Raw genomic sequence first — 13,495 nt, 5'->3', positions numbered from 1 at the left:
GCCCGGCGCGACCGTATGCGCATGGGATCAGATGTTCGTGAACTGGCCGCCGCGACGCCCGCCACCCGGGACCGCTACATCGACCTGCTGCGCGTCGCCTCGCTCGGCACGGTCGTCCTCGGCCACTGGCTGATGGCCGCCGTCACCACCGACGGCGTCGGCAACCTCCTCGCCTTCGTGCCGGAACTCCAGCTGCTCACCTGGGCGCTCCAGATCATGCCCGTGTTCTTCTTCGTCGGCGGCTTCTCCCACGCACTGTCCTACCGCTCCCTGCTCCGCAGGCGGTCCGAGGGCTCCACGGGCTCCGTGTACCCGTCCTTCCTGCGGGCGCGGCTGCAACGGCTGCTGAGGCCGACCATGGTCTTCGTCCTGGTGTGGGGGGCCGCCGCGCTCGCCGTCCAGCTGCTCGGCGGCGGAGGAGGGCTGACCGGTGTGACGCTGCGGCTGGTGACCCAGCCCCTCTGGTTCATCGGGATCTACCTGGCGATGGTCGCGTTCACCCCGGCCCTGCTCAAGCTGCACGACCGCTACGGCTGGGGCGCGTTCGCCGTCCTCGCGGGAGCCGCCGCCACGGTGGATCTCCTGCGCTTCGCGGTGGGCGTCCCGTACGTCGAGTTCCTCAACTTCGCGTTCGTCTGGCTCGCGGTGCACCAGCTCGGCTTCCTGCGCGCCGACGGCCGCATCCGACGTCCGGCGCTGCTCGCCGGTGCGGGGCTCGCCGCCGCCGTGGCGCTGGTGGCCTTCGGCCCGTATCCGCTCTCCATGGTCGGCATGCCCGGGGAGAAGATCAGCAACATGGCACCCCCCACGCTCGCCCTGCTGGGGCACGGCCTGTGGCTGGTCGGCGCGGTCGAGCTGCTGCGGACCCCCGGAGCCCGGCTGGCCGCCCGGCCCCGCGTGTGGCGTGCGGTCGTCGCCGCCAACGGCGTCGCGATGACCGCGTTCCTGTGGCACCTCACCGCGATGCTGGGTGTGTACGGGGCGATGCTCGCCCTCGGCCTCCCGCTGCCCGAGCCTGCCACCGGCGCCTGGTGGGCGCAGGTCCCGCCGAGGATCGCAGCCGCCGCCGCGGTCACCGCGGTCCTGGTCGCGGCCTTCCGTACGTTCGAGCGCCCCGTCCGCGTCGCCCCCGGCAGGGGCGCGATCGGCGCGGGAACCGTCTCGGCGATCGGGGTGACCCTCGCCCTGCTGGGCGTCCTGGGCCTGTCCATGGTCGGGTACGCGGGACTGCTCGAAGGGCACACCGCACTGCTGATCGCCGTCCACGTCAGCGCCCCCACGGCCGTGGCGATGGCGCTCGGCGGCTGGCTGCTGGTGGAGCGCGCCGGGCGGTGAGGGCGAGGGCGGTGCTTGCGGGAAACCGTTCAGCGACCGTAGTGGTAGCGGCACGAGACGATACGTACTTCGTCCTCGATCACGCGGTAGATGAGTCGGTGTTCCTCACTGATCCGGCGCGACCAGTACCCGTGGAAATCATGCCGTAGGGGCTCCGGTTTGCCGATGCCTTCGTTTCCGTTGCGGTCGATGTCCTGGAGCAGGGCGTTGATCCGCTTGAGGATCTTCCGGTCCTGGGTCTGCCACCACACGTAGTCCGCCCACGCCGATTCGTGCCAGACCAGCTTCATTCGATGAGCTCTCGTACCGTGCCGCCGCCGTTCTCGAGATCATCGATCGCTGCCAGGACGCGACGCGCGTTCTCGGGGCTGCGGTACAGGTAGGCCGTCTCCTTCATGGACTCGTACTCGTCGAGTGCCACGATCACCACGGGCTCGTGGCCGGCGCGCGTCACTATGACTTCTTCCCGGTCGTTGACCACAGCGCTCAGGGTCTCGGCGTACTTGGCGCGTGATTCGGTATAGGTCATCGTCCGCACAGCGGCCTCCTCGGGAACGTACGGAATCCTGTACGTACGGGATAGTGTACGCCTGAGTCGGGCGGGGGGGCAACGGACGCAGCAGCGGGTGAAGCGCCCCGTCAGCCCAGTTTCACGGTCTTCTTCGCCAGCTCGTACGCCGGGAGCATCTCCTCGTGCTCCTGGGAGTCCAGCCCGCCCAGGTGCACCACGACCGGACCGTCCGGCGTCGCGACGGCGAAGGCGCGCTCGTTCTTCGGCTCGTCCAGCAGTTCGCCGCTCACGGTGTACCCGACTTCGGTGGCGGTCAGGGAACCGGCCTCGACCTCGGTGTACGTGGCCTTACCGGCGTTCGTGTCGGCCGCCACGAAGGCCTCCAGCACCGTGCGGGAGCCGGCGCCGGACGGTTTCCCCTGCCACACCCGGATGTATCCGATGTTCCCCGCCGGCTTGGCGTCGATCTCGCAGACCATCGTGGCCGGGCCCTGCTGCCCCAGTTCCGCGAGTTCGGAGCCGGGGTCCACCTCCACGGCCTCCGGCTTCCAGTCCCCAGCCAGGTCGAAGGTCACCGGCAGCTCGCAGGGCGAGCCAGGGCCGCCGAGCGTGCCGCCCTTCTCCGGGGCGGCGCTCTCCGCGGCCTTCGCGGGGGCGCTGTCCCCGTTCTTGCCCGTGTCACCGCCGTCGGACGCCGGCGAACAGCCGGCCAGCACGGCCGTCGCCAGGACCGCCGGAAGCAGAGCCCGTATCGCGCAGCGCATCATGAAGTCCCCACCCCAGAGATGTTCCGAACCGCTCCGACCTGGGGTTACTCCCCATGATCGATCGCCGCACGCTATCGCACCCCGCGCGGCGACTACTCTGGGACGTCGAGCGGTCCCCGACGCAGGGACCACCTAGGCAGGAGTGAAATGGCCGTCAATCTGGTCAATGTCGAGCAGGTCAGCAAGGTGTACGGCACCCGTGCCCTGCTCGACGGTGTATCCCTCGGGGTGTCCGAGGGCGACCGGATCGGCGTCGTCGGCCGCAACGGCGACGGCAAGACGACGCTCATCCGGATGCTCGCCAAGCTGGAGGAGGCCGACACCGGCCGGGTCACCCACAACGGCGGGCTGCGCCTCGGTGTCCTCACCCAGCACGACTCGCTGGATCCGAAGGCCACCATCCGGCACGAGGTGATCGGCGACCTCGAGGACCACGAGTGGGCGGGCAGCGCCAAGATCCGCGACGTGCTGACCGGGCTCTTCGGCGGCCTCGCCCTGCCCGGCTTCGAGCACGGCCTGGACACCGTCATCGCCCCGCTCTCCGGCGGCGAGCGGCGCAGGATCGCCCTGGCGAAGCTGCTCATCGCCGAGCAGGACCTGATCGTGCTCGACGAGCCCACCAACCACCTCGACGTCGAGGGCATCTCCTGGCTGGCCGGACACCTGCGCACCCGGCGCTCCGCGCTCGTCTGCGTCACCCACGACCGGTGGTTCCTGGACCAGGTCTGCACCCGCATGTGGGACGTCCAGCGGGGCACCGTCCACGAGTACGAGGGCGGCTACAGCGACTACGTGTTCGCGCGGGCCGAGCGGGAGCGGATCGCCGCGACCGAGGAGTCCAAGCGGCAGAACCTGATGCGCAAGGAGCTGGCCTGGCTGCGGCGCGGCGCCCCCGCCCGTACGTCCAAGCCGCGCTACCGCATCGAGGCGGCCAACGAGCTGATCGCCGACGTGCCGCCCCCGCGCGACACCAGCGAGCTGATGAAGTTCGCCAACGCCAGGCTCGGCAAGACCGTCTTCGACCTGGAGGACGTGACCGTCCAGGCCGGGCCGAAGACCCTGCTCACCCATCTGACCTGGCAGCTCGGCCCCGGCGACCGCATCGGCCTGGTCGGCGTCAACGGTGCGGGCAAGACCTCGCTGCTGCGGGCCCTCGCCGAGGCGTCCCGCAGCCAGGGCGACGTGCAGCCGGCCGCCGGGAAGGTCGTCGTCGGCAAGACGGTCAAGCTCGCCTACCTCTCCCAGGAGGTCGCGGAGCTCAACCCGAACCTGCGGGTGCTCGAAGCCGTGCAGCAGGTGCGCGACCGGGTCGACCTCGGCAAGGGCCGGGAGATGACGGCGGGTCAGCTCTGCGAGCAGTTCGGCTTCGTCAAGGAGAAGCAGTGGACGCCGGTCGGTGACCTGTCCGGTGGCGAGCGGCGGCGGCTGCAGATCCTGCGGCTGCTGATGGACGAGCCCAACGTCCTCTTCCTCGACGAGCCCACCAACGACCTCGACATCGAGACCCTGACGCAGCTGGAGGACCTCCTCGACGGCTGGCCCGGATCGATGATCGTGATCTCCCACGACCGGTTCTTCATCGAGCGGACCACGGACAAGGTGATGGCCCTCCTCGGTGACCGTGCGCTGCGGATGCTCCCGCGCGGCATCGACGAGTACATCGAGCGCAGGCAGCGCATGGAGGAGACGGCCACGCCCGCCTCCGCCGCCGGGTCCTCCGCACCGAAGGCGGCGCCGGCCGAGGCCGTTTCGCCGCAGGCGGCGCGGGCCGCGAAGAAGGAACTCCAGAAGGTGGAGCGGCAGCTCGACAAGATGTCGACCAGGGAGACCTCCCTGCACGCGCAGATCGCCGACCACGCCACCGACTTCGAGAAGGTCGCCAAGCTCGACGCCGAGCTGCGTGAACTGGTCGCGGAGCGGGACGTGCTGGAGATGCGCTGGCTGGAGCTGGCCGAGGACGCCTGAGGGGCGGTCCGGTCCGGCCGGGAGGCCCCGCGCGGGCGGGTGGTAGAAAGTAGGCCCGTGCGGGTTGGCGTGACCCTGCGGAGCAATGACCGCACGAGGGGGACTCCGCCGATGACTCAGCCTTCCGGCCCGCAACCGCAGGAAGGCTTCGGGGCACCGTACGACCCGCCCGCCCACGGGTACGGCTGTTCGCCCGCGCCGGGCGGGGCTCCCGGGCCGTACGCCCAGCAGCCCGGGCCGTACGGGCAGCCGCCGCAGGGCGGTTACGGCTTCCAGCAGCAGCAGCAGCAGCCGGTCACCGCACCGGGCGGCCCGGCCGGGCCCGGTGGTGGCCGCTTCAAGGGCCGGACCGGCGTGATCACCGGGGCGTTGCTGGCCCTGGTCCTGATCGCGGGCGGCGGTGTCTGGTTCGCCCTGGGCGGCGACGAGGGGAGGAAGCCGGCAGCCGGCGAGGCGGCGGCCCCCTCCGCCACGTCCGGCAAGGGCGACCGGACCGACGACGCGGAGCTGGCGGCGCGGCTCGACGCCCGCCGGGAACCGGGTGAGGCGAAGGTCCGGTGGCTCCGGAGCCTGGGTGCCGACCTCCCGGGAAGGGCCATGGGGGTGTACGGGCCGTGGGAGGCCGGAGACGTCGTCGCCCAGGCCGTGTACCGCACGGTGTCGGGCTATTCGATGACGGACGGCAGGCAGCTGTGGAGCCTGCGGATGCCGGACGACATCTGCGCGGCGCCCACCCGGCCCACCGAGGACGGCAAGATCGTGGTCGCGGTCCAGGCCGAGGAGTCCGACAACGGCACGGACTGCACCGTCCTGCAGATGATCGACTTGCGGACCGGGAAGCCGGGTTGGAAGAAGATTTTCCCGAAGGCCGCCGTCACCGACGTGGAGAAGCGCGTCGTCATGGCGTCGAACGGCGATACGGTGACGTACTCGCGCCCCGGCCACGTCCACACCTACCGGGTGGGGGACGGGCAGGAGTTGTTCGGCGCGCAGCCGCGCGAGTGCCGGTCGTACGCGTTCCTCAGCGGCCCCCGGATGATGGCGGTCGCGGACTGCCCGGGCGGCAACCAGGTCCAGGAGTTCGACCCCGCTTCCGGGAAGACGAAGTGGGCGTACGCGCTCGAGAAGGACTGGTTCATCGATCAGGTCTACTCCACCAGCCCTCTGGTCGTCTCGGTGCAGAAGGGCGAACAGTGGCGGGCCCTCGCCCTGCGGGACAACGGCACCCTCCGGTCGCACATCGAGCTGGGCACCCGGGACACAGGCCTCGGCTTCGCCGACTACGAGGTGCGGTGCGGGGGTTACCTGGTGGTGACCCGTAACAGGGACGACTGCGCGGGGGTGGCGGCGGACAGCGACACCTTCTACGTGTCGACCAAGCGCAAGCACGTCGAGTTCGACGTCGACAACCGGATCGTCGCCTTCGACCTGAACACCGGCAGGCAGAAGTGGACGGCCGACGCCCCGATGGGACGCAGGATCGAACCGCTGCGCATGGACGACGGGAAACTGCTGCTCCACGTGGCGGCCACCAAGACGCAGGGAGGCCGGATCGCCACGCTCGCGCCCACCGGAGGGACCCCGCGCACGGTGCTCACCCATCCGGCGTCGACGGCCGCGATCGAGGCGGGGATGACCGCGGCCGAGGTCGTCCACAAGGACGGCCGTTCCCTCCTCACCCTGCCGCTGGTCGGTATGGAGGAGGACGACGAAGCCGAGGCGAGCACGAAGACGATGATCGCCTTCGGCGAGTGAACGGGCGGCGCGACAGCCCGACTTCCCCCCGGGGAGCAGCCGGACGGCCCGACGCGCGTCGGGTGGTACAAAGAAACTCCGCTCGACCGCAGACACGAACCGGGCGTCGGACCGCACGAAGGGGGACGTGCTGATGACCCAGCCGCCCAGCCAGCAACCGCCGACGGGGGGCTTCGGTGCCCCGTACGACCCGCCGCCGGGGACTCCTCAGCCACCGCCCGGCTACGGATACCCGCCTCAGCAGCCGGGTCCGTACAACCAGCAGCCCCTCCCGTACGGCGGGCAGCCCGGCCCCTACGCCCAGCAGCCGGGGTACGGCTACCCGCCGCAGCCTCCGACGGTCACGGCGCCGCCGCCGGGCGGGCCCGGCGGAGGCCGCTTCAAGGGCAGGGCCGGCGTGGTCATCGGCGCGGTACTCGCGGTGCTGCTCCTGGCCGGCGGCGGGATCTGGCTGGCCACCGGCGACGACGGGGGCGGGAAGGAGCCCCTCGCCGGGCCGAGCGGCGGCAACGGGAAGCCGAGCCCCACATCCGGCAAGGACGACGGCAAGAGCTTCGCCGGACCGACCGCCGCCGAGCTCAACGCGGGGCGCAAGCCGGGCGAGGCGAAGGTGGCGTGGCTGGCGGAGAACGGGGTCGACCTCCCGGAGTACGGGGAGGAGACGCACGGCCCGTGGTTCGCCGGCGACATCATCGCCAAGGGCATGTACCGCAAGGTGACCGGCTACGCGACGGCCGACGGCACAGAGAAGTGGAGCCTGCGGCTGCCCACGGACCTGTGCGCCTCGCCCACCGCCCCCACGGCCGACGGCAAGGTCGTCGTCGGCATCGAGGACAACGTCTCGGAGTCGGAGGCGTCCTGCTCCGTCCTGCAGATGATCGACCTGCGCACCGGCAAGGCGGGCTGGAAGAAGACCGTCGACAGGTCCGAGATGCAGGACGGTCTGTCGCACGTCGCCATGGCGATCAGCGGGAACACCGTGACCTTCGGGCGCAACACCGCCTCCGACGCCTTCCGGGTCAGCGACGGCAAGGAACTGTTCGGCAAGCGTGAAGGCGTCTGCCAGCCCTTCGCCTTCACCGGCGGCGACCGGATGATCGCGGCCGTCAGCTGCCAGGCGAAGCCCGACGACCCCGTCCGCCAGCAGGTCCAGGAGGTCGACCCGGTCACCGGGGCACCGAAATGGACGTACGAGGTGAAGCCCGGCTGGTCGGTCGCGCACGTCTACTCCACGAGCCCGCTCGTCATCTCGATCAAGCAGCCCGAGAAGTGGGCCGTGGTCGTCCTGAACGACGACGGGACGTACCGGTCGCAGATGGCGGCCGGGGTCGAGGAGTACACCGTCCGGTGCGGCGAGGAATCCGTCGAGACGGGCAGCAACCTGGACGGCTGCACGGGCGTCGCGGCGGACGCGAGCAGGTTCTACCTCTCGACACTGCCCGTCACGGGGTCGGCGTCCCAGACGAACAAGGTCGTCGCATTCGACCTGGCCACCGGCAAGTCCGTCTGGGCGGCGCCCGCGACGGACGAGCGCCAGATGTTCCCGCTGCGCATGGAGGGCGGGAAGGTGCTGGTCCACGTGGAGGCCTCGTACAGCACAAGCGGCGAGACCGGCACGCTGGAGCCGTCCACCGGCACGTACACGACCCTGCTGAAGCATCCGACGTCGGCGGTCGAGACGGAGGGCTCGCTCTTCGCACCGAAGGCCGTCCACCGCGAGGGCCGTTCCTACCTGCTTCCGCAGCGCATCAGCCGGGACGAGGACGAGGAGGAGAAGGCGGCGACCGCGGTGCTGGTCTTCGGTGAATAAGGGGGCGGACTGCGAGGTTCCTGTGAAATCGGCCCCGTCTCCGTGCAGTTGACGCAGTGTGGGCGGAGCGGGCTCCCCAGGGCCACGGCAGGCGCGTAACGAGGGCATCACGGCCCGGTTCTCCCTTGGGAACAGGGGATGGACCGATCCGGTGCCCGGTGTGGTGCGGGTGGTACAAAGAAGCCCCGCTCGACTGTCGTAACGCCGCGGAAGCCATGCCCGATTCGCTCCTTTCCGGGGGGAATTCAGAGATTCTCCGTACCTGATCCTCTGAGCCCAGCGGAATCGCGGGGGAGACCGGACCGGGCACCGGACCGCACGAAGGGGGACGTGCTGATGACCCAGCCGCCCAGCCAGCAACCGCCGCAGGGGGGCTTCGGGGCTCCGCAGGAACCGCAGGGCACTCCTCAGCCACCCCAGCCGCAGTCACCACCCGCGGCCCCACCGCAGACGCCGCCCGCACCCCCGCAGGCGCCGCCCCCCACGCAGCCGGGTTACGGCTACCCGCAGGCTCCCGGGGCGCAGCCCGGCTACGGCTACCCCCAGGCGCCCGGCCAGCCGGCCCCCGGCCCGTACGCCCAGCAGCCAGGCCCGTACGGCGCCCCGGCCGGCCCGTACGCCCAGCAGCCCGGTCCGTACGGCCAGCAGCCGGGTTACGGCTACCCGCAGCAGCAGTACCCCGGCGCGCCCGCGCCCGGCGGCTCCGGCGGCGGACCCTTCAAGGGCAAGCCCGCCGTCATCATCGGTGCGGCGCTCGCCGTGCTGCTCGTCGTGGGCGGCGGCATCTTCTTCGCCACGAGCGGTGGCGACGACGAGAAGAAGCCCGTCTCCAAGCCCAGCAGCGGCGCCGCGGACCCGAGCGCCTCGCCCACCGTCGACCAGGGTGACGGCAAGGGCGACGGCCGCGAGGCCGAGGACGACCTGAACGCCGGGCGCAAGGCGGGCGAGGCGAAGGTCCTCTGGACGACGACGAACGACATAGACCTGCCGCGCAACGGCGCGAAGGTGTACGGCCCCTGGGTCGTCGGGGACACCCTCGTCAAGGGCATGTACCGCTCGGTGACCGGCTACTCGGTGGCCGACGGCAAGCAGAAGTGGACGCTTCCCCTGCCCGCCGACATGTGCGCGGCACCCGGGACGGCCACCGCCGACGGCAAGATCGTCATCGGCGTGATGAACGGCACCACGGACAAGGCCGACTGCGCCGACCTGCAGATGATCGACCTCAACACCGGCAAGGCCGGCTGGAAGAAGTCGGTCAAGAAGAACGGCACGTGGGACTTGCTGTCCGACATCGGTCTGGCGATCAGCGGTGACACCCTGACCGTCGGCCGCACGAGCAACTCCAACGCCTACCGCGTCAGCGACGGCACCGAGCTGTTCGGTAAGCCGTCCGGCAACTGCCAGCCGTTCGCCTTCGCCGGCGGCCCCAAGCTGATCGCCGCTACCAGCTGCCGCACCGACGACGTGGACAATCCGCAGCACCAGGTCCAGGAGATCGACCCGGTCACCGGGAAGGCCAAGTGGACGTACCAGCCCAAGCGCGGCTGGGAGATCGACAAGGTGTACTCGGTGAGCCCTCTCGTCGTCTCGCTCACCCAGCGGGAGGAGAAGAAGTGGGGCATCCTCGCGCTCAAGGAGAACGGAACCCTCCGCTCCCAGCTGATCAGTGACAAGGGGGAGAAGCTCGCGGTCGACTGCGGACACGACTTCGCGATCTTCGGTCAGCAGCTCGAAGGCTGCAGCGGTCTCGCCGCCGACGCCAACACCTTCTACATGATGACCGAGGACGACACCAGCGGCAGCGGCCGCACCAACAAGGTCATCGCGTTCGACCTGAACACCGGCAAGACCAAGTGGAAGTCCGCGGCACCCGCCGAGCGCACCATGAGGCCGCTGCGCATGGAGGGCGGCAACGTCCTGGTCTACCTGGAGCCCTCCTACGACAAGGGCGGGGCGATCGCGACGATCGCACCCACCGGAGGCGCGCCCGAGGTGCTGCTGCAGCACCCGGACTCCACGACCGGGATCGAGAACTTCTTCTCCTCCAGGACCCTCTACGCGGGCGGCCGTTCCTTCGTCGTCAGCGACCGCGTCAGCGCCGGCAGCGACGAGGAAGAGAAAGCGCAGACGACCATGATGGCCTTCGGCAAGTGACGGCCCACGACGGCAACCACAGCCCCTTCCTCCCAGACTCCGCAGAGGTACGTACGCCATGACCCAGCCGCCCCAGCCGCCCAACGAACCGCCCCAGGGCGGATTCGGCGCCCCGCAGGACCCGCCGCCCGGCGGATTCGGCGCGCCCACCCCGCCGCCCTCCGACCCCTTCGGCAAGCAGCCCCCGGCCGCGCCGCCCACCCCGCCGGCCGGTGGCTACGGCAGCCCGCCTCCCCCGGCCCCCGGTGGCTACGGCGCCCCGCAGCCGGCTCAGCCCGGGCAGCAGCCGCAGAATCCCGCGTACGGCTACCCGCAGGCGCCGCCGCCGGGGCAGCCCGGCTACGGCTTCCCGCAGGGCCCCCCGCCCGGACAGCCCGGCATGTATCCGCAGCAGGGGTACGGCTACCCCACCGCACCGATGCAGCCGCAGTACGCCGCACCCCCGCCCGGCGGCGGCAAGAAGTTCAACACCCAGATGCAGATCATCGTCGCCGCGGTCGTAGCCGTGGTGCTGATCGTCGGCGGCGGGATCTTCTACGCCTCCAGCGGCAGTGACGACGACGGCGGCAAGCAGGACCAGGCGGCCTCGGCCGGGGCGGACGGCGGCGAGGGCAAGGGCGGCGAGGGCGACGGCCTCGCCGGCGGCACCGAGAAGGCTCCGGCCGACACCAAGGCCAAGGTCGCTTTCCAGCTCCCCCACCCGAAGGTCACCGACACCACGGTCGTGTCCGGCTCCTGGGTCACGGACAAGGCGTACGTGAAGACCGGCGTGTACGAGATCGTCGGCTACGACCTCGCCAAGGGCACCAAGCTCTGGTCGATCCCGCTGACCGGCCAGCTCTGCGCCGCCTCCCGGCACATGAGCAAGGACTACAAGACGGCCATCGCCTTCCAGGACGGCAAGCCGACGGCCGAGGACAAGTACCCGTCCTGCACCCAGGTCGGCGCGATCGACCTGGCCACCGGCAAGCTCATGTGGAGCAAGTCCGTCACCTCCACGGCCGGCGGTGACAGGCCCGTCAGGTTCGGCGAGGTCACGCTCAGCGGCTCCACCGTCGCCGCCGGCGGCACCAGCGGCGGCGCCGCCTTCAACCTCGCGAACGGCGCCGAGCTCTGGAAGCCGAAGGCCGACGCCAACAACTGCTACGACATGGGCTACGGCGGCGGCGAAGCCCTCGCGGTGGTCCGCAAGTGCGGCAGCTACGACAGTCCCCAGCTCACCGTCCAGGCGCTGAACCCGACCACCGGCGCGCCGACCTCCTCGTACACCATGCCGGCCGGCGTCGAGTACGCGAGCATCGTCTCCACCAAGCCGCTCGTGGTCGCGGCCGACGTCGGCGACACCGCCGGCGACGGCAGCAGCATCTCGGACTTCTTCTCCATCGACGCGGCCACCGGCAAGCTCATCGTCCGGATCTCGGCCGACGCGGACAAGTACGCCGCGGAGTGCGGTTCCACCGAGGTCGAGCAGTGCAGCTCCCTGGCCGTCGGCAACAACAAGCTCTACGTGCCGACCGAGAAGCACGAGGGCGGTGGGGAGTACGGCGACACCAACGAGATCGTCGCCTTCGACCTCACCACCGGCAAGCTCGTCGGGGGCAGGGCGGACGCGGGCGACCGCTACGCGCTGACCCCGCTGCGCATGGACGGCTCCAACGTCATCGCGTACAAGGAGCCCCCCTACGACAAGGGCGGCCAGATCGTCTCCATCAACGGCTCCACCTTCGAGGAGACCGTGCTGATGACCAACCCGGACGACGAGGCGGTCCGCGACGCGGAGACGAGCTTCTCCATCGACTACGCCGAGATCATCTACCAGAAGGGCCGGCTGTTCATCTCCGAGCAGATGGTCAGTGAGCCCAGCAAGTCCAGCTCGCTGGACGACAAGCAGTACCTCGTCGTCTCCTTCACCACCGTCTGACCCTCCCGGCCCGTTCCCGGGTCAGCAGTGACGGCCCTGCCGGTTGATCATCCGACCGGCAGGGCCGATCGTTTTCCGACGGGCAAGTAGCCCTGAATGACGCAGAATTCGGCATTCTGGGGGGCTTCTGCCCAGTAGAGGGGGCGCCACGTCGAACAAGCGTGTAGCTTGCCGGGTCAGAGGGGCCGGGGGGCCTGTTCAGGGTTACGCAGCGGTATCGCGCTGTACACATGGGGGCTATCTCGATGGGCGTGCGGCTCATGGTGGTCGATGACCACCGTCTGCTCGCCGAGGCACTCGCCTCGGCACTGAAATTGCGCGGGCACCGGGTGCTCGCGGCAGCCGCGCCGACGTCCGGGGCCGCAGAACTGGTCGTCAGCAGGGCGCCGGAGGTCTGCCTGTTCGGCACGGCGGCACCCGCCGAGCCCGGAGCGTTCGACCCGATCGTCCGGATCGGACGTGAGCGTCCGCAGGTGGCCGTCGTGGTACTCGGCCCGGTGCCGAGCCCGCGCGGGATCGCCGCGGCCTTCGCCGCGGGAGCGGCCGGTTACGTACGCCACGACGAGCGCATCGAGGGCGTCGAACGCGCCATGATCAAGGCTCGCGCGGGAGAGGTGGCGGTCGCCCCGCAGCTGCTGCGGGGAGCGTTCGCCGAGCTGCTGCACCCGGCGGCCCAGCCCGACGACGAGGGGCAGCGGCTGCTGAGGATGCTGACCCCGCGTGAGGCCGAGGTGCTGGTGCGGGTCGCCGAGGGCGAGGACACCCGGCTGATCGCGGCCGGCATGAGGATCGCGCCGAGTACCGCGCGCACGCACGTGCAGCGGGTGCTGATGAAGCTCGGTGTCGGCTCCCGGCTGGAGGCCGCCGCACTCGCGGCCCGGACGGGACTGCTCGACCGGGCCGCGTCGGGCACGCCGCGGGGGCCGGACGGCCTCGCGTGAACGCGTGATCATCCGGCCCTCGCGGGGTGTCGGTCAGCTCTCCGGCGGGCCGGGGGTCTCGTCCGGCACCTGGGCCGGGCGCAGCTTCATCCAGATCAGGAAGAAGAGGCCGAGCGCCAGCATGGCCAGGCCGGTCCAGAGATTGATGTGGACTCCCTCGGCCTTCTCCAGGTCGGCGTCGGACGGGTTGATACCGGCGATGGTGACGATCACTCCGTAGACCACGAAGAGACCGCCGATGATCCGGCGGATGTCGAAGAGCCGGGCCGCGGTCGCGGACTTGCGCTCCAGCTCGGAGACTTCCTTGTGCAGGTCGGACATGGTGAGTGCCTC

General features: G+C 70.7%; 11 protein-coding genes. 7 read left to right on the top strand and 4 right to left on the bottom strand.

Going from position 1 to position 13,495, the window contains the following annotated elements:
* The first annotated feature begins 21 nt into the window (after window positions 1-21).
* Window positions 22-1,335 carry an acyltransferase family protein gene (locus OO67_RS17640; RefSeq protein WP_033301415.1) on the top strand — a complete coding sequence of 438 codons (1,314 nt, stop codon included), beginning with the start codon at window positions 22-24 and terminating at the stop codon, window positions 1,333-1,335.
* Window positions 1,336-1,364: 29 nt separating this feature from the next.
* On the opposite strand, the gene OO67_RS17635 is transcribed toward OO67_RS17640, so the two are convergent.
* From OO67_RS17635 to OO67_RS17625, 3 genes are all read right to left on the bottom strand, one after another.
* A complete protein-coding gene (locus OO67_RS17635) occupies window positions 1,365-1,625 on the bottom strand; it encodes a Txe/YoeB family addiction module toxin (RefSeq protein ID WP_033301413.1) in 261 nt (86 codons plus the stop codon).
* Window positions 1,622-1,873, bottom strand: a complete 252-nt coding sequence (locus OO67_RS17630) for a type II toxin-antitoxin system Phd/YefM family antitoxin (protein WP_031098597.1) — start codon at window positions 1,871-1,873, stop codon at window positions 1,622-1,624. Before OO67_RS17630 ends, OO67_RS17635 begins: the two co-directional genes overlap by 4 nt.
* 101 nt (window positions 1,874-1,974) lie before the next feature.
* Window positions 1,975-2,613: a lipoprotein gene (locus OO67_RS17625; RefSeq protein ID WP_033301407.1), complete on the bottom strand. Its 639-nt coding sequence runs from the start codon at window positions 2,611-2,613 to the stop codon at window positions 1,975-1,977.
* Window positions 2,614-2,760: 147 nt separating this feature from the next.
* On the opposite strand from OO67_RS17625, the gene OO67_RS17620 reads away from it, so the two are divergent.
* The 6 genes from OO67_RS17620 (at window position 2,761) to OO67_RS17595 (ending at window position 13,162) form a co-directional block, all read left to right on the top strand.
* The gene (locus OO67_RS17620; protein WP_033301403.1) at window positions 2,761-4,578 is read left to right on the top strand and encodes an ABC-F family ATP-binding cassette domain-containing protein; all 1,818 of its coding nucleotides are present in this window, start codon (window positions 2,761-2,763) and stop codon (window positions 4,576-4,578) included.
* A gap of 111 nt (window positions 4,579-4,689) precedes the next feature.
* Window positions 4,690-6,333 carry an outer membrane protein assembly factor BamB family protein gene (locus OO67_RS17615; RefSeq protein WP_033301400.1) on the top strand — a complete coding sequence of 548 codons (1,644 nt, stop codon included), beginning with the start codon at window positions 4,690-4,692 and terminating at the stop codon, window positions 6,331-6,333.
* A 133-nt stretch (window positions 6,334-6,466) separates the two neighbouring features.
* The gene (locus OO67_RS17610; protein WP_033301741.1) at window positions 6,467-8,143 is read left to right on the top strand and encodes an outer membrane protein assembly factor BamB family protein; all 1,677 of its coding nucleotides are present in this window, start codon (window positions 6,467-6,469) and stop codon (window positions 8,141-8,143) included.
* A 336-nt stretch (window positions 8,144-8,479) separates the two neighbouring features.
* Window positions 8,480-10,300 (top strand): outer membrane protein assembly factor BamB family protein, encoded by a 1,821-nt coding sequence (locus OO67_RS17605; RefSeq protein WP_208861039.1) that lies wholly within the window; start codon window positions 8,480-8,482, stop codon window positions 10,298-10,300.
* A 58-nt stretch (window positions 10,301-10,358) separates the two neighbouring features.
* Window positions 10,359-12,221 (top strand): outer membrane protein assembly factor BamB family protein, encoded by a 1,863-nt coding sequence (locus OO67_RS17600; RefSeq protein WP_033301395.1) that lies wholly within the window; start codon window positions 10,359-10,361, stop codon window positions 12,219-12,221.
* Between the two features lie 245 nt (window positions 12,222-12,466).
* On the top strand, window positions 12,467-13,162 hold the full coding sequence (locus OO67_RS17595) for a helix-turn-helix transcriptional regulator (RefSeq protein ID WP_033301394.1): 696 nt from the start codon (window positions 12,467-12,469) through the stop codon (window positions 13,160-13,162).
* A 33-nt stretch (window positions 13,163-13,195) separates the two neighbouring features.
* Here OO67_RS17595 and OO67_RS17590 read toward each other — a convergent pair whose 3' ends face one another.
* Window positions 13,196-13,483, bottom strand: a complete 288-nt coding sequence (locus tag OO67_RS17590; protein WP_033301393.1) for a hypothetical protein — start codon at window positions 13,481-13,483, stop codon at window positions 13,196-13,198.
* Window positions 13,484-13,495 lie beyond the last annotated feature (12 nt).

It is taken from the genome of Streptomyces atroolivaceus, from assembly GCF_000717025.1.
Classification (GTDB): domain Bacteria; phylum Actinomycetota; class Actinomycetes; order Streptomycetales; family Streptomycetaceae; genus Streptomyces; species Streptomyces atroolivaceus.
This window is presented reverse-complemented; position numbering and strand designations above follow the sequence as displayed.

Coding starts and splice junctions, on each gene's coding strand:
- OO67_RS17640 (WP_033301415.1), top strand. CDS start 22: ATGGGATCAGATGTTCGTGAACTGGCCGCCGCGACGCCCGCCACCCGG.
- OO67_RS17635 (WP_033301413.1), bottom strand. CDS start 1,625: ATGAAGCTGGTCTGGCACGAATCGGCGTGGGCGGACTACGTGTGGTGG.
- OO67_RS17625 (WP_033301407.1), bottom strand. CDS start 2,613: ATGATGCGCTGCGCGATACGGGCTCTGCTTCCGGCGGTCCTGGCGACG.
- OO67_RS17620 (WP_033301403.1), top strand. CDS start 2,761: ATGGCCGTCAATCTGGTCAATGTCGAGCAGGTCAGCAAGGTGTACGGC.
- OO67_RS17615 (WP_033301400.1), top strand. CDS start 4,690: ATGACTCAGCCTTCCGGCCCGCAACCGCAGGAAGGCTTCGGGGCACCG.
- OO67_RS17610 (WP_033301741.1), top strand. CDS start 6,467: ATGACCCAGCCGCCCAGCCAGCAACCGCCGACGGGGGGCTTCGGTGCC.
- OO67_RS17605 (WP_208861039.1), top strand. CDS start 8,480: ATGACCCAGCCGCCCAGCCAGCAACCGCCGCAGGGGGGCTTCGGGGCT.
- OO67_RS17600 (WP_033301395.1), top strand. CDS start 10,359: ATGACCCAGCCGCCCCAGCCGCCCAACGAACCGCCCCAGGGCGGATTC.
- OO67_RS17595 (WP_033301394.1), top strand. CDS start 12,467: ATGGGCGTGCGGCTCATGGTGGTCGATGACCACCGTCTGCTCGCCGAG.
- OO67_RS17590 (WP_033301393.1), bottom strand. CDS start 13,483: ATGTCCGACCTGCACAAGGAAGTCTCCGAGCTGGAGCGCAAGTCCGCG.